Origin of the sequence: Lysobacter capsici (assembly GCF_014779555.2) — a bacterium.
GTDB classification, from domain to species: domain Bacteria; phylum Pseudomonadota; class Gammaproteobacteria; order Xanthomonadales; family Xanthomonadaceae; genus Lysobacter; species Lysobacter capsici.
On the sequence record NZ_CP094357.1, the window covers coordinates 747144 to 765799 of the forward strand.

15 protein-coding genes are annotated in these 18656 nt (G+C 68.0%); 11 read left to right on the top strand and 4 right to left on the bottom strand.

Annotated features, from left to right (window positions below; all coding sequences use genetic code 11):
* Positions 1 to 320 precede the first annotated feature (320 nt).
* A complete protein-coding gene (locus tag IEQ11_RS03045; protein WP_191821261.1) occupies positions 321 to 800 on the top strand; it encodes a tetratricopeptide repeat protein in 480 nt (159 codons plus the stop codon).
* A 210-nt stretch (positions 801 to 1010) separates the two neighbouring features.
* On the opposite strand, the gene IEQ11_RS03050 is transcribed toward IEQ11_RS03045, so the two are convergent.
* Positions 1011 to 1271, bottom strand: coding sequence for a DUF3297 family protein (locus tag IEQ11_RS03050; RefSeq protein ID WP_036102402.1), 261 nt, complete (start codon positions 1269 to 1271; stop codon positions 1011 to 1013).
* A 213-nt stretch (positions 1272 to 1484) separates the two neighbouring features.
* Here IEQ11_RS03050 and IEQ11_RS03055 point away from each other — a divergent pair, with 213 nt between their 5' ends.
* The gene (locus IEQ11_RS03055) at positions 1485 to 2195 is read left to right on the top strand and encodes an SIMPL domain-containing protein (protein WP_191821260.1); all 711 of its coding nucleotides are present in this window, start codon (positions 1485 to 1487) and stop codon (positions 2193 to 2195) included.
* A 122-nt stretch (positions 2196 to 2317) separates the two neighbouring features.
* Here IEQ11_RS03055 and IEQ11_RS03060 read toward each other — a convergent pair whose 3' ends face one another.
* A complete protein-coding gene (locus IEQ11_RS03060; protein ID WP_191821343.1) occupies positions 2318 to 2479 on the bottom strand; it encodes a hypothetical protein in 162 nt (53 codons plus the stop codon).
* On the opposite strand from IEQ11_RS03060, the gene IEQ11_RS03065 reads away from it, so the two are divergent.
* From IEQ11_RS03065 to IEQ11_RS03075, 3 genes are all read left to right on the top strand, one after another.
* Positions 2478 to 3623, top strand: a complete 1146-nt coding sequence (locus IEQ11_RS03065; protein ID WP_228464492.1) for a lactonase family protein — start codon at positions 2478 to 2480, stop codon at positions 3621 to 3623. The genes IEQ11_RS03060 and IEQ11_RS03065 overlap by 2 nt on opposite strands.
* An 858-nt stretch (positions 3624 to 4481) precedes the next feature.
* Positions 4482 to 5510, top strand: a complete 1029-nt coding sequence (locus IEQ11_RS03070) for an aldo/keto reductase (RefSeq protein ID WP_036102393.1) — start codon at positions 4482 to 4484, stop codon at positions 5508 to 5510.
* Positions 5511 to 5727: 217 nt separating this feature from the next.
* Complete coding sequence (locus IEQ11_RS03075) at positions 5728 to 6972, top strand: hypothetical protein (RefSeq protein WP_191821258.1); 1245 nt, start codon at positions 5728 to 5730, stop codon at positions 6970 to 6972.
* 81 nt (positions 6973 to 7053) lie between these two features.
* Here the strand turns inward: IEQ11_RS03075 and IEQ11_RS03080 are convergent, their stop codons facing one another.
* On the bottom strand, positions 7054 to 9180 hold the full coding sequence (locus tag IEQ11_RS03080) for a hypothetical protein (RefSeq protein ID WP_191821257.1): 2127 nt from the start codon (positions 9178 to 9180) through the stop codon (positions 7054 to 7056).
* A gap of 324 nt (positions 9181 to 9504) precedes the next feature.
* Between IEQ11_RS03080 and IEQ11_RS03085 the strand changes: the two genes are divergently transcribed.
* From IEQ11_RS03085 to IEQ11_RS03110, 6 genes are all read left to right on the top strand, one after another.
* Positions 9505 to 11424, top strand: coding sequence for an N-acetylmuramoyl-L-alanine amidase (locus IEQ11_RS03085; RefSeq protein WP_228464491.1), 1920 nt, complete (start codon positions 9505 to 9507; stop codon positions 11422 to 11424).
* A gap of 265 nt (positions 11425 to 11689) precedes the next feature.
* Positions 11690 to 13912: a SpoIID/LytB domain-containing protein gene (locus IEQ11_RS03090; RefSeq protein WP_191821256.1), complete on the top strand. Its 2223-nt coding sequence runs from the start codon at positions 11690 to 11692 to the stop codon at positions 13910 to 13912.
* Between the two features lie 68 nt (positions 13913 to 13980).
* On the top strand, positions 13981 to 14748 hold the full coding sequence (locus IEQ11_RS03095) for a M23 family metallopeptidase (protein ID WP_191821255.1): 768 nt from the start codon (positions 13981 to 13983) through the stop codon (positions 14746 to 14748).
* Between the two features lie 164 nt (positions 14749 to 14912).
* On the top strand, positions 14913 to 15836 hold the full coding sequence (locus IEQ11_RS03100; protein WP_191821254.1) for a HEAT repeat domain-containing protein: 924 nt from the start codon (positions 14913 to 14915) through the stop codon (positions 15834 to 15836).
* A 532-nt stretch (positions 15837 to 16368) separates the two neighbouring features.
* Positions 16369 to 16581, top strand: a complete 213-nt coding sequence (locus IEQ11_RS03105; protein ID WP_036102375.1) for a cold-shock protein — start codon at positions 16369 to 16371, stop codon at positions 16579 to 16581.
* Between the two features lie 220 nt (positions 16582 to 16801).
* Entirely contained in the window at positions 16802 to 17353 is a 552-nt protein-coding gene (locus IEQ11_RS03110) for a DUF6630 family protein (RefSeq protein ID WP_191821253.1), read from the top strand.
* A gap of 257 nt (positions 17354 to 17610) precedes the next feature.
* Here the strand turns inward: IEQ11_RS03110 and IEQ11_RS03115 are convergent, their stop codons facing one another.
* A complete protein-coding gene (locus IEQ11_RS03115) occupies positions 17611 to 18513 on the bottom strand; it encodes a glycosyltransferase (protein WP_057920642.1) in 903 nt (300 codons plus the stop codon).
* Positions 18514 to 18656 lie beyond the last annotated feature (143 nt).

An 18656-nucleotide genomic window follows, 5' to 3' on the forward strand; every position in this document is an offset into this window, starting at 1 on the left:
TCGGCGCGGTCGACTTTCTTGCCGCAGCCGGCGACAGCCAGGACGACGGCGATGCCGAGCGCGAGCGCGGCGACAGGGGCGGTACGGGGAGTGGCGCGCAGCAACATGGTGATCCTCCAATGATCGGGTTGTGCGACTTGAGAACGCCGGCCGGGGCCCGACGGGGTTGGACCGTCGGAAATTCCTTGGCGAGGCGAGCGCAACATAAGCAAGCGCGTCTTCGCTTTTCGTTATGACGAGCGTCGTTTTTCGTTGGCCCCGGCTGGGGCACAATGCCCGGCCATGAAACGGCGCGCGCCGGGGAGGCGCGGCAGTCACGCATGATCGACGAGCGGCTCGACACTGCGACCTTGTTGCGCCACGCGCTGGACGCCATCCAGGGCGCGCGCGACGTCGAGGCCGTGCGCCTGCTCAAGACCGTGCTCGAACGCGAGCCCGACAACCTGCACGCGCAGTACCTGCTGGCGATCCAGCACGCCCAGCTCGGCCTGTTCGAGCGCGCCGAGGAGCGCCTGCGCGCGCTGTTGACGGTGGTGCCGGAGTTCGTGGTCGCGCGCTTCCAGCTGGCCCAGTTGCTGGTGATGCGCGGCACCGCCAAGGACGCGCGCGAGTGGCTGCAGCCGGTGCTGGTCCAGGCCGATCCGCTCGGCGCTTACGCGCGCGGCCTGCTCGCCGCGGCCGAGGGCGACCGCGACTGCGCGACGATCGAGGCGGCCTTGCGCCTGCCGCAGCCGGTGCCGGTGCTGGCCGAGGATATGCGCCGCTTGTGCGGGCAGTTGCGCGACAGCGCGGCGGCATGAGTTCGCAGGGTCCGGGCGAACCGGATCGGGGCTGAGGTTCTTCCCTCAACGCGGCTTGTTGCCACGCCGGCCGTGTGGGTGCCCGCGGACCCTCGACGCTCCGGTGCGAGCATCGGCATCCATCGCCTGCAACGGCGCGGTCGCTGAATCTCCATGGACGGGGCTTCAGCCCCGACGCGCGTCGTCAAGTCGCCGTGGCGAGGGCGGCGCTTACTTGCTGTCGGCGTCCGGCGCCGGCGACAGATACCAGGCTTCGACCTGGCCCTTGTGCTTCATGGTCATGGCATTGCCGCGACGGTCGAGCGACTTACCGACCGGCAACCGCACCCAGCCTTCGCTGATGCAGTATTCCTCGACGTTGGTGCGCTCCACGCCGTTGAAGCGGATGCCGATGCCGCGTTCGACCACGGACGGATCGAAGAACGGGCTGCGGGGATCGTTGGAGACGCGGTCGGGCGGGGTATCGGTCATGACGGGACTCTTGAGGCGGACGTACGAAAGGGCCGCGGGCGCGACAGCGGCCGGGCGGCGCCTAGGATACGCGCGCGCGGCGGCGCGGCCCAGTCCGGGCGGCCTCGGGCCGGCTCGCGGACGAGCGTGGAATCCGTGGGATTCGCCCGGTCGCATCGACACCGGCCGGCGACGGCAGCAGAATCCGGCCATCGCCCGCGCCCGGAGTCGCCGATGAATTACCTGGGCTTGACCTTGCTCGCGGCCGCACTGTGGCTGTCGCCGACGGCGCGCGCGCAGGACGTCGACGGCGGCCGTTTCCACGTCGCCGGATTCGGCCGCGTCGCCTATCAGCCGGACCTGTTCGAACTGTCGTTTGCGGTGGTCAGCGACGCCGCCGATGCGCGCGCCGCCCTGCAACGGCATCAGCCCGTCGTGGCCGCGGTGCGGCGGGTGCTGCAGACGCACCGTGGCGAGCTGAGCGAACTGTCGGTCGACGCGCCGCGCCTGACCACGCGCGACGGCGGCGAGGGCGCGGCGGGCTATCGCTACTCGACCCGCTTCGTGCTGCGGGTGCGCGGCGACGATGCGCTGGCGCTGTTGCAGCAACAACTCAGCCAGGCCGGGGTCGGCGAATTCGAAAGCTTGCGTCCCTTGTCCGATCGCCTGCCCGAGTACGGCGACCAGGCGCGTCGCCTGGCCTTGCAGGATGCCAGGCGCAAGGCCGCGGTGATCGCCGCCGAACTGGGCTGGACCCTGGACGCGGCCACCGCGGTGAAGTTCGAGGACGATCGGCCGTGGTGGACGCCGCAGACGCCGACCGCGCGGCAGTACGGCGCGCGCGCCTACGACTATGCGGCCGAGGCGCCGGCGCAGACCGGCGAGGTGACCGCGCAGGTGGACGTGGAGTATCGGTATTCGCGCTCGGGTGGCGGGGTGCGTTGATGCGGCGGTGCTTGCGGCGCCGGTCGTTGCGGCCGTCGTCGCATGCGCGCTGTCTGTCTTGAGTTGCGGTCGTCGTGATCGGCGCGCAGCGCACCGGGGCTCGAGCTTCGGCGCGCTTCGCTTCAATCGCGACAATCCCACATTCGCCCGACCCGACAACCGCGCAGTTTCATCCCGAGCGGCTTGGCTATTTGGGTGATGTGATCCAGGATCGACCCTCGCGCCGCCGCGCCGGAGAACCCGATGAACCCGCGATCCATCCTGCTTGCCTGGAGTGTGCTCATGACCTCGATCCTTGCCGGCGCCGATGCCGCGCCACGCACCGCCGAGGGATCGGCCGAACTCCTGGTCGGTTGCTACACCGGCGCGAGCTGCAAGGGCATCGGCCGTTATCGCTTCGACCTTGCGAGCGGGCAGATCCAGGCGCAGCTGTTGGAAGTGATCGAAACCGACAATCCGTCGTGGGTGACGTTGTCGGCGGATGGACGCCAGCTGTTCGCGGTCAACGAGAACGGCCCGGCCTCGGCCGATCCGGTCGGACGCGCGAGCAGTTTCGCGCTCGCGCGCGGGCCGGCGGCGTCGCGTCGGCTGTCGCAGGCCAACAGCCTCGGCGACGACCCCGCGCATGCCTCGGTCAGCCGCGACGGCCGTTACCTGTTCGTCGCCAATTACTCCGGCGCGCAATCGCCCGGCGGGACGTTGGCGGTGTTGCCGATCGATCGCGAAGGCCGCTTGCAACCCGGCGTACAAGTACTGAGCCATCGCGCCAGCCTGGCCGACCGCGAACGCCAGCTCGGGCCGCACGTGCATGCGGTCGTGCCCGCGCCCGACGGCCGCTACGTGCTGGCCGCCGATCTGGGCGCCGACAAGGTCTATGTGTACCGCTACGATCCGGCCCGCAGCGCCGAACGGCCGTTGCTCGCCGCGGCGACCGCGTCGGTGGACCTGCCGCCCGCCAGCGGCCCGCGTCACCTGCTGTTCGACGTTGCCGGGAAGCACGTGTATCTGACTCTGGAAATGACCGGCGAGTTGGTCGTGTTCGATTACGACGACGGCCGCTTGCACCCGGTGCAGACCGTGGCGATGGACCCGGGCCGGCGCGACGGCAACGCCGCCGCGGCCCTGCACCTGTCGGGCGACGGCCGTTTTCTGTATGCGAGCAACCGCGGCGAGGACAACCACATCGCGGTGTACGCGGTCGACGCCGCCAATGGAACGCTCACCGCCATGCAGCGCCGCAGCACCGAAGGCCGGGGCCCGCGCGAGTTCGCGCTGTCGCCCGACGGCCGGCACGTGGTGGTGGCCAATCAGCACAGCAATACGCTGGTGGTGATCGAGCGCGACCCGCGCAGCGGGCGGTTGGGCGATACGGTGCAGACGATGGAGGCGGTGTCGCCTTCGGATGTGAAATTTGTGTCGGTGGAGTGAGGCGTCATCGGATCGGTTGAACCGCAATCGCAATCGCAATCTCGACCTCGACCTCTGAGCCCGTCATCCCCGCGAAGGCGGGGATCCAGAGCCTTCAGCGACATCTTTCCAGATCGCCATCTCGCGGAGCCTTCAGCGCCATCCCACCAGAACGTCATTCCCGCGAACGCGGGCTCCGCTTTACTTCGGCGCAGCCGAACATCCAGTGACTTTGTCCTCGCAAGACTTCAAGCGTTCCCGCGCGAAAGGCCCTGGATGTTCGGCTACGCCGAAGTGAAGCGGAGCCCGCGTTCGCGGGAATGACGGTAGGAGAGCGGCGCGCAAGCGTGCTGTTTCGTCTGGATTCGGATTTGGACTCAGCACGGCGCCAGGGCCATCTCCCGGACCGCCATCCCGCGGAGTCTTAAGCGTCATCCCACCAGACCGTCATCCCCGCAAAGGCGGGGATCCAGAGCCTTCAGCGTCATCTCTCAATACCGTCATTCCCGCGAACGCGGGAATCCAGCGACTTTCCTCCCAAAACTTCAAGCGTTCTCGCACGAAAGGCCCTGGATGTTCGGCTGCGCCGAAGTAAAGCGGAGCCCGCGTTCGCGGGAATGACGGTAACGAGTGGCGCGCGAGCATGTAGTTCGTGTTTGGACTCAGTGAAGGCCCGGCCGTCCCCCGGATCGCCATTCCTACCTTCGCGACAATGACGGTAGGTAGATGCGTAATGGTTTGACCGACACGCATCCAGCGCATTTCAACCCGCCCCACCGATCCGGCACCCCATCCCAAAACGCACCATCCCACCCATCCCCTTGAGCCCCCGCACCCATTGGCGTGCAATGCCCGTCTGTCCCCCATCAGGAGTGCGGCATGGAACATCGTTTTCTGGGCGCGTCCGGTCTGCGCGTGCCGGTGCTGAGTTTCGGCACCGGTACCTTCGGCGGCGAAGGCGACTTCTTCAAGGCCTGGGGCCAGACCGACGTCGCCGGCGCGCGGCGCCTGCTCGACATCGCGCTGGAGGCCGGGGTCAACCTGTTCGACAGCGCCGACATCTATTCCAAGGGCGCGGCCGAGTCCATCCTCGGCGAAGCGATCAAGGGCCGCCCGCGCGACAGCCTGCTGATCTCGACCAAGGCCACCTTCCGCTTCGGCGACGGCGAGAACGAAGTCGGCTCTTCGCGCCATCATCTGATCCGTTCGATCGACGCCGCGCTCAAGCGTCTGGGCACCGACTACATCGACCTGTTCCAGTTGCACGGCTTCGACGCGCGCACGCCGATCGAGGAAACCCTGTCCACGCTCGACGATCTGGTCCGCGCCGGCAAGCTGCGCTACCTGGGCGTGTCGAATTTCTCCGGCTGGCATCTGATGAAATCGCTCGCGATCGCCGAGCGTCACGGCTGGTCGCGCTACGTCGCCCATCAGGCGTATTACTCGCTGATCGGCCGCGATTACGAATGGGAGCTGATGCCGCTCGGCCTGGATCAGGGCGTCGGCGCGGTGGTGTGGAGCCCGCTGGGCTGGGGCCGACTGACCGGCAAGATCCGCCGCGGCCAGCCGCTGCCGGACAACAGCCGCCTGCACGTCACCGCCGACATGGGGCCGCCGGTGCAGGACGAGTATGTCTACCGCGTGGTCGACGCGCTCGACGAGATCGCCGCGGAAACCGGCAAGACCGTGCCGCAGATCGCGCTGAACTGGCTGTTGCAGCGGCCGACCGTGGCGACCGTGGTGATCGGCGCGCGCAACGAGGAGCAGCTCAAGCAGAACCTCGGCGCGGTGGGCTGGAATCTCACGCCCGAGCAGGTCGCCCGACTCGATGCGGCCAGCGCGACGGCGAAGGCGTATCCGTATTGGCATCAGGCCGGGTTCGGCGAGCGCAATCCTTCGCCTGTCTGATCGCGCAATAGTGGCTGCGGGAATGTTCGCTGCGCGGCGATCCCGGACGAGCGCGTCGGGCTGAAGCCCGCCCGCAACGGGCTTGGTCAGCTGCGTCGAGGGTGGTGGGAACACGGCGTCGGGCCGGATGCGCTCCAGTGGGATCGGCGCGCACGCGCAAGCGGTTTTGACGCCGTTACCCGAGCGCGTCGACACTGTGCGTCCTGTCGGATCAAGGATGACCCATGCCGCGCCGCCCACCCGCGCTGTGTCGACGCCACACCGGTTCGTCCGCATGGACGCGCATATGTACCTGACGATTCTCGAACAGGGCGACGAACTGATCGTCCGCCGCAGCCGGTGGCTGGCCACGCTGGGCTTCGTCGCGGTGAGCCTGCTGTTGATACTCAGCGCTCCCCTTCTGATCGGGCTGGACGAAGCCTATGGCACCGGTACCTTCCTGCGCCGCATGCGCAGGCAGGGCGGACTCGATGTACTGCTGATGCTGTCGATGTATTCGCTGGTGTGCGCGTTGGGTGTCGGCTTGCTGTTGCAGGCGCGGCCATGGCTGGAGCTGCGGCTCGCGCTCCAGGCCGGTCGCTGCGAGTGCGTCGGCTGGGATGTGTTCGGCCGGCGCCGATTGCAGCGCAGCGCGACGTTCGCAACACCGCGAGCGGTGCAGGTGCGTCATTGGAGCGGCAAGGGACTGTTTCGCCGGACCGGCCTGACCCTGATCGATGCGGACGGCCGCGAACACGCCATCACCGACGAGGAGTTCGCGTTGCCGCAGTGGACCGGCGAGATGCATCGTCTGCACGAACGGGTGCGACGTTACCTCGGGCTGGACGCGACGGTCGGCAGAACGCGGGCCGGCGCGTCGATCGCGGCGGCGCGGGCGGCCGCCGCCAAAGCCACGCAAACCGCTGCGGTCGCGCCGGAACCCACGCCGGAACCCGCCCCAATCCGCGAAAAGAAAGTCCGCCGCAGCGAACGCATCCGCCGCGAGCGTGAGCGTGTTCGCGCCGACCGCGAGCGCCGCCGCGCCCGTGCTGCCAACGGTCATCACGACGACCACGCCCGCGCTGCAGCCCCGCCGCGGCCACGGCCGCCGCAACGACCGCCGCAACACACGACCGCCGCGCCCGCGCGCGAACCGGAACCTCGCGAACCCGCCCGCATCACCGCCGCGCGGTCGAGCGCCGGCACGCGCATCGCCGGCGCTCTGGGCGGCGCGTTCTTCGGTCTGCTTGGCGTGTCCATGGCGCGCGATATGTTCGTCGCGCTGACCACCGGCGCGCTGTACATGGGCCGGTCGCGCTTTGGGTCGTCCAGTACGCTCTTGCTGTTTTCCGATGCGCCGGTGTGGTTTTCGTTCGGGGTGTTTTGCCGGGGCCTGCTCGTGCTGCTGTGCCTCGGCCTGGTCTGCGGCGGTCTCAAGATGCTGTTCGGCGATCCCGACGATACGCGCGCGCGCCGACGCTGATTCGTCCCGGACGCGGCCGACGCAAACGAAAACGCCCGGCCAGGCCGGGCGTTCGCGCAAGCATCGCGAGCGATGCGGTCCTCAGCCGGCGTCCTTGATCTGGAACGTGCCCGGCAGCGCGGTATTGCGCTGGTCGCCCCACATCATCATCGTCACGAAATCCTCGCAGCCAGCCTGGCCGCTGCGCGAGATCGCCGCGAACACCTCGTCGGGCGTCTTGGCGATCGCGATCTGCTCGGTCAGGTCGTTCGGGAACGGGGTGATGCGGCCGGCATCCAGGTCTTTCAGGCGCTCGCCGCCGTGCTCGTCGCCGCCCAGGTTGCCCACGCTCTCGCGGGCGCGGTCGCGCAGCGACATCAGGTCCTTGTCGCTGAACTCGAACTGCAGATGCTGCTTGCCGTCGAACTTCTTGTTGAGTTCGCCGGGACGATAGGACGAGTTGAAGTACGAAGCCGCGACGTCGCTGGTGTTGGGCAGCACCAGCGTCCACTCGGTGGAGTCCTTGACCGGCTTGCCGTCGGCGCCGACCTGGAACTGCACCTCGGTGGTCTGGCCCGCGCCCTGGTAGCTGTTGGTCTGGTCGATGGTGCCGTCCTGCCAGACGTTGCGGGTGATGGTGAGCTGGCTGCTGTTGCCCACGCCGATCGAGATCGGGCCGGCGTCGATGCCCAGGCGCGCGGCGTGTTCGGCGTTGAACACTTCGGTGGTGCCCGAGCGCTGCACGCCCGGCGGATTCCAGTCGGGAATCTTGCCGCCGCTCATGAAGGTCTGGTACGCCTGCTGGCCTTCTTGCGTCGACAGGTCGATGCGCGCGGTCTGCAGCGAACGGTTCTCCATGCTGGTTTCCACGCTCAGGCCGATCGAGGCGGTGCCGACCTTGCCCAGGCCGAACATGGTCGCGTTCTCGACGGTTTCCATCGGGCCGGCATAGACCTCGACCACCGAGCCTTCCATCTTGCGCACGCCGAAACCGGCGCCGTCGAGTTCGGTGTGGGTGCCGCCGATGCCGCCGTACATCTTGTAGTTGATGGCGAAGTCCGAACCGGTGAGGTTCTGCCCGCGCATCAGCACCGAGGTGCCTTCGGGCATCGCCTGCGGATCGAGCGGGTTGGGCATCGCGCTCATGTCGCCGGCATCGAGCTTGGCGCCCTGCTGCGGGGTGACCGTGGCTTCGTAGCTCAGGCGGGTGCCTTCGAAGGCGACCAGATGGCCCGACACCGGCAGGCCCTTGACCACGTTGCGCAGCAGCGGCGAGCTTTCGACCATCTGCTTGGTCTCATCGGAGACCTGACGCAGCAAGGTGGCGGCCTTGTACAACTTGTTGAGCGGGGTCTTGCCCACGTCCAGGCCGGCTTCGCCGCGCACTTCCACCGAGGCCTTGAACTGCTGGGTCTGCTCGAAGTCCACGCCGGTCTGCACGTCCGACAGCTCGACCTTGCCCTCGACCACCACGTCGGCGCCGACCCGGGCCGGAATGAACGACGGCGTGCTGACGCCGGCGACCGGGGTGGTGTAGGTGACCGCGGTTCCGGGATTGATCGCATACGACAGCACGTCCTGCGGCAGCGCGCCGAGCAGTTCGTAACCCGAGGCGATCTGCTGCGGGGTCGGATTCTCCGGCAGCTTCACCCCGAGCGTATCGAGCGCGGTGCGCACGCTGTCGAGCTTGAGGTTGGACACCGCGCTCGGATCGGCCTGGGTGCTTTGATTGGTCAGATAGCTCGGTACCTGGGTCGGCTTGTCGGTCGCCTCGGTGACGATGCGCTGCAATTCCTTGACGTAGGGATTGCTGTTGAACGCGTTGCGCGACTCCTGGTACTCCATGTTCGCGGTGGCGCCGTTGAGGCCGCTGTTGCGGAAGTCCTCGAGCTTCGGCTCCATGCGGTCGAGCGCGGCCTGCGCGTCCTCGCGGCGCGCGGTGGTGAACTGCTCCACGCGCGGCTTGTAGATCGAATCGAACACCGGGCCGGGCATGCCGCCCAGGTCGTCGGTCTTCGGCAGCGGCTGGGCGTTGATCGAGGCGACCGCCTCCTGCGGGGTCTGCGCATCGGCCGGCTTGGCCGGCGGCGGCGCCGGCGGCGGCGCGGGGTCGGCGGCCGGTTCGGCCTGCACCTGCGGCGGCTTGGCGGCCGCGTCGCGGATCGCCTGCTGATCCTCCGGCGGGAGGTTCTTGTAGACCTGCCAGCTGACGCCACCGATTCCGCTCATCTTCGTTATTCCTCAAGTCGTCGTTTTCGCACGCGCAGTGCGGCGTAAGCGCTAGACGATAAGCAAGCCGGGGTCGCCGGGGAACTGGGGCCAACCCGAGTATGAACAGGGTGAACGAGGCGATTTTGGCGCAGCGCACCACGTCCGCAGGGTCGCGGCGGGCGGTTTCGGGGCCGGTATCGGCCGTGCGGCGCAATCGCGAAGTGATCGCAGTCGCGGATCGGAAATCGCCCTACAAAAACCGGACCTGACAGCACTTGCCGGTCGGACAAATGCAGTACAAGAGCCCCGCGGGAATTATTAATTCTTCTGGGGAGATTTGATATGAATGAATATTCCATTGCGCGCCATGGGGCCGGTACCGGCGTGCGTTCGCTGTCGTGGTCGCTGACCCTCGCCCTGCTGGCGCTCGCCGCGCCGTGGGCCGCGCAGGCCCAGGCCGCACCCGAAGACCGCGCCCTGGCCCAGCGCCTGCAGATCGAGGAGTCGCTGCAACGCGTCGACCGCGCGCTGTACGCGGACTACTTCCGCCAGGCCTATGCGCGTTACCCGTCGATCCCGGCCGGCACGCTGGAATCGATCGCCTACGTGATGAGCCGCTGGCAGCAACTGCAGCCCGGCCCGGCCGCGGGCTATGGCGAACAGCACCAGCACATGCCGCGCTCGTACGGCGTCATGGGCCTGTACCACGGCGAAGGTTTCGCCGATCAAGTCAGCGAAGGAGCGCGCCTGATCGGCGTGCCCGCGGCGCGCGTGCAGCGCGATCCGCTCAGCAACATCCTCGCCTCGGCGGCCTTGCTCGATCGCGAACTGCGCGCCGACGGGGTTGGCGCCAAGTCGGCGATCGAAGCCACGCGTCCGGCGCTGGAGCGTTACGCCGGTTTCGCCGGCAACGTGGGCAAGAGCGTTATCCAGGATCACGCCCGTTCCAGTTTCGCCTTCGACGTGCTGCTGGCGCAGGACAAGGGCGTCAACGACCGCGGCATCGTCGTGCCCACGCGCGCGGTCGCCTGGGAACGCGCCTTCGACGCGCGCAAGCTGGTGCAACTGCGCGCGCCGTTCGTGCGTCTGGACGTGAGCCGCGATCGGGTCGAGGCCGGCGCGTTGAAGGACGACGGCGCGTTCGCGATCGATCCGCTCAGCGAAACCTTGCGCGCGCCGTCGCTGACCGCGGCCGACGAAAAGAGCACCGATTACGGCCCGGCGCTGTGGGTCGCCTCGCCCTATCACTCCACGCGCACGTCGTACGACTCGGTGACCATCCACACGATGCAGGGCTATTACGCCGGCAGCATCTCGTGGTTCCAGAACAACCCCAACAGCGTCAGCGCGCATTACCTGATCCGCAGCTCCGACGGCCAGATCACCCAGATGGTGCGCGAGAACCGCGCGGCCCATCACGTCGGCGTGCATAACAAGACCACGCTCGGCATCGAGCACGAAGGCTTCATCAACAACGCCAGCTGGTACACCGCGGCGATGTACAACGCCTCGGCGGCGTTGACCCGGCATTTCTGCGCGACCTACAGCGCGATCAGCTGCGCGAGCGCGTTCAAGGGCCCGGCCGGCAGCGGCATCAACGTGTTGCCGGCCAGCGTCAAGGTCAAGGGCCACCAGCACTACAGCAGCCAGACCCACACCGATCCGGGCATCAACTGGGATTGGGCGCGCTACTACAACCTGCTCAATCCGGGCAATCCGCCCGGCAGCGGCAGCGTGATCGACAGTTTCGAAAGCACGGTCGGGCATTTCGACACCGGCCCGGCGTATTCGGGCAGCACCACCGGCATCGCCGCGACTTCGCTGAGCGAACGCAACTGCACCACGCGCAAGAACGGCGAGTGCTCGCTGCGGCTGCTGTTGAAAGACGATGCCGCCAGCGCCGATGCCTGGGCGGTGCGGCTGTTGTCGGGCAGTGGCAATCCGGGCAGCAACGCGGCCCTGACGCGCGCCAACGGCAAGGTCGGTTTCTGGGTCTTCACCGGCGCGACCGGGATGAGCGCGGCGATCGGCATCGACGACAGCGACGGCACCGAGCGCTCGGTGAGCCGCGCGATTGCGGCCAACACCTGGACCTATCTGGAGTGGAGCTTGACCGACGACGCGCAGTGGGATGCGTGGGTCGGCGGCGCCAACGGCGCGATCACCGCCGCGTCGGTGAAGCTCGATGCGGTGTGGTTCTACCGCGATCAGACCTCGTTCGATGTGAACGTGTACGTCGACGATGTGCAGGTGAAGAACTGAGGTCCAGGCGCGCGGTCCGCCGGGTGGCGGTCCGCGCGCTGTTTGAATGAACGAGAGCGGTTGAATGCGCGATCGCGGCGCCGGCGCAGGAACAGGGGAAGCGCCGTCATGCGCGGTTTGGGCGTTGCGAATGCGATGTCTTCGTGGGCGACCGCGGCAACGCACGCACGACCTCGCGATCGCCGGGTGATCTTGGTCGCGCTTCGCGCAATCCGGGTCGCCGCGCCGCCGATCACCGCCACCACTGCAACATCGCAAGCCGATCATGAGCGACTCGCCGAGCGACCAGCGCCGACCGGCCTCCAGGGGAACGCCGATGCACGATTCCAACCCATCGCCGTCGTCGCCCGATCCGGGCAGCGAGCGGCCGCATCGCGCGCGCCGCGTGCCGACCTGGCTGGCGATCCTCGCCCTGCTGATCGCCGGCGCGGTGTTCGCGCAATGGCTGCGCGCCGCGGCCGCGCCGGCGACGATCGCCGCCGCCAGTCCGGTCGATGCCGCCCGCGCCGCGCCGGTGAACCAGCGCAGCCTGGACATCCGCGTGCGCGACGCGGTCAGCGGCCGCGCCTTGGACTCCAACCTGCTCGTGCATCCGCGCGGCGAGACCGCGCGGGTGCACGACCTGCGCGTCACTGGCCCGGGCGGCCGCTTCGCGACCCTCGCCGCGGGCGAGTACGAACTGGTCGTGAGCGCAAGCGAGCACGCCGGCCTGAGCACGCGCGTAAGCATCGACGCCGCGCAGCCGTTGCCGCTGACGCTGTGGTTGCCGCCGTCGCGACCGTCCGACGCGCTCGATCTGCTTGCCTTGAAGGCCGCGTCCTGCGCGCGCTGCGCGGTGTTCAGCGGCCATGTCTACGACCAGGTCAGCGGGCGACCGCTCGGCGGCGCGCAGGTGCGCAGCAGCCAGGGCACGCGCACGAACACCGACGATCAAGGTTATTTCGAACTGCCGGCCACGTTGCCGGCCGCGCTCAATCGCGACAGCGAGGCATTGCCGGCGACGATCGAACTGAGCATCGCCGCGGCGAATCACCGTACCCAGCGCCTGCTCGGTCTGCCCTTGCTCAACGACAGCCGCCATCTGATCGTCGACCTGATGCCCGGCGCCGGCAGCGCCAGCGAGGATCGCAGTCACGTGCAGACTCAGGCGCGTCAGCGCCAGGATCAACAACGGCCCGTATCGCCCGCCGATGCGGCGCGCAATGCGGCCGATGCCGAACGCATCGATGCCGACGCCGCGCTCGATCCGCGACGGCCGGCCTCGGTCGCGATCGCGAAGAAGCTCGCCGCGCAGGCCGCGACCGTGCCGGTGCCGGCCAGCATCCGCGTCGGCACCAACTGCTCCGGCCGCTCGTGCAGCGCGGTCTCGGTGTACGCGTTCGAAGACTATGTCGGCCGCGGCCTCGACGAAGAATGGATCCCGTCGTGGGACGCCGATTCGCTCGCCGCCGGCGCGGTCGCCTATCGCAGCTACGCCGCGTACTACGTCGCCCATCCGGTCAACAGCCGCTACGACATCTGCAGCAGCACCTCGTGCCAGGCCTTCAACGCCGACAGCGTGGCGGCGACGGTCGCCGCGGCCGCGGCCACCCGCGGCGTGCTGCTGACCCGCGACGGTCAGACCGCGGCGTTCAGCGAATACTCCTCGGAAAACAACGCCTGGGACGATCCGGGCGACGGCCTGTCGTGCGTCAACAACGATCTGAGCTGCGGCAACGGCCGCAACGGTTCGCCGCGCAACAACTGGCCGTGCATCAGCGATGAAGTCGGGCGCGGCCGCGGCTGTTTCGGTCACGGCCGCGGCATGAGCCAATGGGGCAGCCAGCGCTGGGCCGCCAACAACGGCCGCGACTGGAAGTGGATCGCCAACCACTACTTCAATAACAACAACAGCCCGGCCGGCCTGCGCAACGCCTTCCTCGCCAACGACGGCGGCGGCGCGCCCGGCGGCGACGCGATCGTGTTCGATGCGTTCGAAAGCGGTGTCGGCCGTTTCAATAGCGCGCCGACGTTATCGGGCAGCACCACTGGTATCTCGACTGCTTCGCTGGCCCAGCAAGACTGCGCCACGCGCAAGAACGGCAGTTGTTCGCTGCGGGTGTTGCTCAAGGACGATCCCGCGGTCGCGACCGCTTGGGCGGTGCGCCTGCTGTCCGGCGGCGGCACCCCGGCCAACAATCTGGAATTGATCCGCGCCGGCGGCAAGATCGGTTTCTGGATCTACACCGGCGGCAGCGATCTGAGCGCGTCGCTGAGCATCGACGACAGCGACGGCGCCGAGCGCGCGATCGCGCGGACCATCCCGACCGGCCAATGGACCTACCTGGAATGGGCGCTGGACGATCCGGCGCAGTGGAACGCCTGGGCCGGCGCCAGCAACGGCCAGATCGACGCCGCCAGCGTTCGCCTGGATGCGGTATGGCTGCTGCGCGAGCAGACCAGCTTCGACGTCAATCTCTATCTCGACGATGTACAGATCGCGCACTGAGTTGTTGTCTCGTCCCTACCGTCGCGCCGTCGGCAACGGCGCGGCCTCATCGATGGAGTGATCCCGCCATGAATCCACGCAATCGCACCGCCGGCGCCGCCGCGCTGTTCGCTTTCGCCGCCTTGTTCGGCACCGCCGCGCAGGCCGCGCCGACCTTCCAGATGCCGTTTCCTTGCGGCCAGGTCTGGTCCGGCCAGACCCGCACCAATCACAGCCCGCAGAACTCGGTGGACTTCAACCGCGCCAACGACGAAGGCGACACCGTGGTCGCGGCCGCGGCCGGCACGGTCAGCGTGGTGCGCAACCTGGGCGACACCAGTTACGGCAAGTACGTGGTGATCGATCACGGCGGCGGCTGGACCAGCCTGTACGCGCATCTGAATTCGTACTCGGTCTCGGTCGGCCAGAGCGTGGCGATCGGCAAGTCGATCGGCACGGTCGGCACCACCGGCGGTTCGACCGGCCCGCATCTGCACTTCGAAGAACGCCTCAACGGCAGCGCGCAGAAGATCAAGTTCAACGGCGCGCAGATCAACTACTTCGGCACCGCCAACTACACCAGCCGCAATTCCTGCGGCGGCGGTGGCGGCGCGAGCGGCACGGTCAACACCAACGGCACGCCGCTCAACGTGCGTTCCGGCCCGGGTACCTCGTACTCGATCGTCGGCAGCCTCAGCGACGGCGCGGGCGTGACGATCCAATGCCAGACCACCGGCACTTCGGTGACCGGCACCTACGGCACCAGCAATCTGTGGAACCGGATCGGCAGCGGCCGCTTCATTCCCGACGCCTACACCTACACCGGCTCGGACGGACGGGTGGCGCCGGATTGCTGATTCACTGGACGGTGTTCGATCCAACCCCTCTCCGGTGCACCGGAGAGGGGCGGTTCCATCGCCGCCCGCGCGCTGCGTTCGCAACAGCGGCATCGCGCCGGCCTTTCATTCGTGACCCGCGAGGCGACCGGTATGCTTGCAGCGCTTCCCTTGCCTCCGGACCGATGAACTTCAAGCACGCGCTGTCGATCGCCGTTGTTTCGGCCGTGGCCGGCGCCTTCGCCGGCGGCGCCTATGTCGCCCATCGCGCGCCGGCCGTGCCGACGCGCGATGCGAAGCCGCCCGCGGCCGAAACCGACGCGAACGCGCATCGCGCGAACGGCGCGCAGCCGCATTCGCCCTATCCCGACTATCTGTCGCTGGGCGGCGACGCGCCGGTCAGCTTCGAATCGCTGCGCCAGCGCGCCAGTCGCGATCCGGCCTTCCTGCAAAGCCTGCTGCAGCGGTTCCGCAACGAAACCGATCCGGCCGCGCGCGGCGAACTGCTGTCGCTGCTCAATGCCGTGTCCGGCGAGGAGGTGCTGCGCTTCGCGCTGTCGCTGAGCGCGAGCACGCGCGCGCAGGACGAGCGCGACGGCCTGGCCTTGCTCAGCGCGTACTCGATGGACCGCGCCGAAGTACGCCAGACCCTGTTGGCCAAGCTGGAGCAGGGCGGCGATCCGCAGCGCCGGACCGAACTGGTGGCGATGCTGACCCCGGCGACGCTGCCCAGCGAAGACGCCGCGCCGGTGGTGGCGCAGCTGGCCGCGCTCGCGCGCGATCCCGACCCGGCGCTGCGCGCGCAGGCGGTGCTGCAGCTGGCGCAGTGGGACGACAGCGAGCAGACCGAGGACCTGCTGCATCGCGCGATCCTCGACTCGTCCGCGCCGGTGCGGGCCAGCGCGATCGCCGGCGTGCAGGGCTCGCGCCTGCGCAGCGACCGGCTCAAGGAAGCGCTGCTCGACATCGCCGCCGACCCTGCCAGCAGCGCCGCCGATCGCGGCGCGGCGACCTTCGCACTGCAGGACTTCCGCCTCAACCGCGCCGAGTACGGCATCTGGCGCCGCGCCCAGGCGCAGGCCGACGCCGACAGCGGCGAGGGCGGTTGAGCCGGGCGGCCGGCCCAGCCGAGCTTCATTCCGGCCCGCCGGCCCGGGACGCCGGGAGGCGCGGTTCGCGCTGGGGCGACCGATTCGGCGCGGATTTGTCCCAAAAGCGACGATCCGGCGATCGGGAGTGCCGTTCAGGCACATTCATTCGCCTGGGCCGCGGCGGCTTTGCCGAAATCGGTTTTTCGACCCGGCGCCGAAGCATTAAAGCCATCAAAATCAATCGGCTAGGCGCGCGATCGGGTCCGGGAACCGGGCGAAAACCGGGCTGAGTCGCAAAGACGGATGTGCCAAACCGTGCGCCAGTTGTCGAATCGGCTGAACATCGGTGGCCCTTGCCAATTGATTTTCGGGTCAGACGCTACTACGGTGTGCGAGCTGAGTTAGTCAAGGGTCACCGTAGGCCGTGACCCGATGCCGTAGATCGTCGATTCACAGATCCACTCCATCGTTCCACCTCGCTTCCTCCTTGCTACCAGCCCCAACGCCGTGAAAACGGCATTCCAACACCATGTTTCAAGGAGTTAGCAATATGTCGGACGCTCGCGAAGTCGGTACCGTCAAGTGGTTCAACGATGCCAAGGGCTTTGGCTTCATCTCCCGCGAGAGCGGCGATGACGTGTTCGTGCATTTCCGCGCGATCCAGGGCCAGGGCTTCAAGAGCCTGCAGGAAGGCCAGAAGGTCTCCTTCGTCGTGACCCAGGGCCAGAAGGGCCTTCAGGCCGACCAGGTCCAGGCCATCTGAACCTGACGGTTCTGTGATGACCTCGCGACTCGCGGCGCAAGCCGCGGATCGCTAGAAAAGCCCGGCGCAAGCCGGGCTTTTTCGTTTCCGGCCGCGGCCCGCGCGGCGGCCGCCGCCGTTCGACGCGCCGACTTGTCGCGCGCGGGCGAATGGCCACGCCGGCTTTTCAAGCCGCGCCCCAGGTCGCACCATGCGCGCATCCCCTTGCGAAGCCACCGCCATGACCGCACCCGACAACGAATCCGATTACGAAGACGACGGCTTCGACTTCACCGGTGACGAAAACGAGGAGCTCAGCCAGGAGGCGTTGATCTGGCAGCTGTTGCTGCTGATCAATCCCGGCGACGAGGAGACCGCGCTGCAGCAGTTCTCGCGTTACCGCGAAGCGCGCGAAGCCGAGCAGGACGAGAATTTCGGCGAGATCGACACGCTCCAGGACGTGATCGACTGGACCTCGGGTTTCCACGTGGACTGGAAGGACACCGAATCCTTCGTCGATTCGATCGCGGAGATGGCCGCGCGCTGGAACCTGCAGGTGGACTGGGGCGTGGAAGACCCCACCGACGACGAATTCCTCGACGGCACCGACGTGCCTGAGCTGATGGCGCGCGCCCACGATCGCCTGCGCGAGTACGGCTACACCTTGTGGAACCGCTCGACCGGCGGCGACTCCTATGCCGGCTGGATCACCTTGCGCCGCGACGACGAGAACATGCAGGCGGTGGCGGTGGGCCTGGGGATCGATGTGCGGCCCGGCAGCGACGCGTACTGAGGGCGCGGGTGTCGTCCGATCAAGCATCGGGCGATCCGATCGAACAGCGTCGGGCCTGAAGGCCCTCCCACAAACGACCTCGCGAGCGCGCGAGGTCGTCCTGCCGATTTATCGGTGGCTGTCCCAGCGATGGTCCCACTGATGACGGATAAGACGGTGGCGGATCCACAACGCCATCGGCGTCGCGGCGAGGTTTATCGTGGGAGGGCCTTCGGGCCCGACGCTCTCGACTCAGCTCGCCTTGAACCCACCCGGCCTCAATGCCGGCAGAACGCCGCCAGCCGCGGATGCCGCTGCTCGAACGTCCCCAGCTTGCCGAACACGCCGTCGACATAGCCCACCGCGATCGCGATCACCTTGCGCAGCTTGTGCTCCTCGCACACCAGCACGCAGGCCACCTGGTGCAAGGTCAGCAATTCGATCAGCCAATGGATCGACCAGCGATCGGCGTTCGAACGCAGCGCATGCACCGCGTTGCGCGAGGCGTAGTAGCGCCGCCACGCGACGTGGTTGCTGGTCGAGAAAATGCCGCGCTTGACGAACTGGCCGACCTGCTGGCGCAGTTCCACCGCGGTGTTGATGTAGACCGGCACGCCGTGGCGGGTCGCGCGCAGGCCGTATTCGATGTCGACGTATTCGATGAAATAGTCCTCGCGGAACGCGCCGATCTTGCGGTACGCCGTCGCCGAGATCGCCGAGCCCGAGGAAATCACGAACAAGGTCGGCACCAGGCCCTCGGGGTGATCTTCGATGCGTTCGGGCTTGGGCATGCGCGCCTGCGGCGAGAATACCGGCAGGTAGCGACCCAGATTCACCTCGAACACCTTCGGCCCGACGATGAAGGTGTCGCTGCCGGTGTTGGCGCAGGCGCGCATCATGCCGTCGAAGAAATCCGCGCCGAGCTGCGAATCCTGGTCGAGCAGGAACAGCACCTCGCAGCCGCGCGCGAGCAGGCACTGCGCGCCCTGGTTGTAGGCGCCGGAAATGCCGCCGTGGTTGGCGTTGTGGATCACTTCGATGCCGGCCGCGCGCAGCCGCGCATGCAGCCCGGTATCGGCTTCGGGCGAGTTGTCGACCGCGACCACGTGCCGGCAGATCGCGCGGGTATCGTCCAGGTGGATCAGGTGCGAGGCGTTGGGCTGCCATAGCACGAAGATCACCCCAAAAGCGTCCGGATCAATGGAAGTCCCAGCGTAAGTGAAGCCTCGAGCGGAGAGTTCCGGCCCACCCGCGGCACGGTCCGAAGCGACAACGAGATCGCCCAAACCCTCACGCCGGCCGCCCGGCAAAACCCCATCGCCGC

What these genes read in the sequence shown, in the direction of transcription:
- IEQ11_RS03045 (WP_191821261.1), top strand. Translation starts at nt 321, where the DNA reads ATGATCGACGAGCGGCTCGACACTGCGACCTTGTTGCGCCACGCGCTG.
- IEQ11_RS03050 (WP_036102402.1), bottom strand. Translation starts at nt 1,271, where the DNA reads ATGACCGATACCCCGCCCGACCGCGTCTCCAACGATCCCCGCAGCCCG.
- IEQ11_RS03055 (WP_191821260.1), top strand. Translation starts at nt 1,485, where the DNA reads ATGAATTACCTGGGCTTGACCTTGCTCGCGGCCGCACTGTGGCTGTCG.
- IEQ11_RS03065 (WP_228464492.1), top strand. Translation starts at nt 2,478, where the DNA reads ATGACCTCGATCCTTGCCGGCGCCGATGCCGCGCCACGCACCGCCGAG.
- IEQ11_RS03060 (WP_191821343.1), bottom strand. Translation starts at nt 2,479, where the DNA reads ATGAGCACACTCCAGGCAAGCAGGATGGATCGCGGGTTCATCGGGTTC.
- IEQ11_RS03070 (WP_036102393.1), top strand. Translation starts at nt 4,482, where the DNA reads ATGGAACATCGTTTTCTGGGCGCGTCCGGTCTGCGCGTGCCGGTGCTG.
- IEQ11_RS03075 (WP_191821258.1), top strand. Translation starts at nt 5,728, where the DNA reads ATGACCCATGCCGCGCCGCCCACCCGCGCTGTGTCGACGCCACACCGG.
- IEQ11_RS03080 (WP_191821257.1), bottom strand. Translation starts at nt 9,180, where the DNA reads ATGAGCGGAATCGGTGGCGTCAGCTGGCAGGTCTACAAGAACCTCCCG.
- IEQ11_RS03085 (WP_228464491.1), top strand. Translation starts at nt 9,505, where the DNA reads ATGAATGAATATTCCATTGCGCGCCATGGGGCCGGTACCGGCGTGCGT.
- IEQ11_RS03090 (WP_191821256.1), top strand. Translation starts at nt 11,690, where the DNA reads ATGAGCGACTCGCCGAGCGACCAGCGCCGACCGGCCTCCAGGGGAACG.
- IEQ11_RS03095 (WP_191821255.1), top strand. Translation starts at nt 13,981, where the DNA reads ATGAATCCACGCAATCGCACCGCCGGCGCCGCCGCGCTGTTCGCTTTC.
- IEQ11_RS03100 (WP_191821254.1), top strand. Translation starts at nt 14,913, where the DNA reads ATGAACTTCAAGCACGCGCTGTCGATCGCCGTTGTTTCGGCCGTGGCC.
- IEQ11_RS03105 (WP_036102375.1), top strand. Translation starts at nt 16,369, where the DNA reads ATGTCGGACGCTCGCGAAGTCGGTACCGTCAAGTGGTTCAACGATGCC.
- IEQ11_RS03110 (WP_191821253.1), top strand. Translation starts at nt 16,802, where the DNA reads ATGACCGCACCCGACAACGAATCCGATTACGAAGACGACGGCTTCGAC.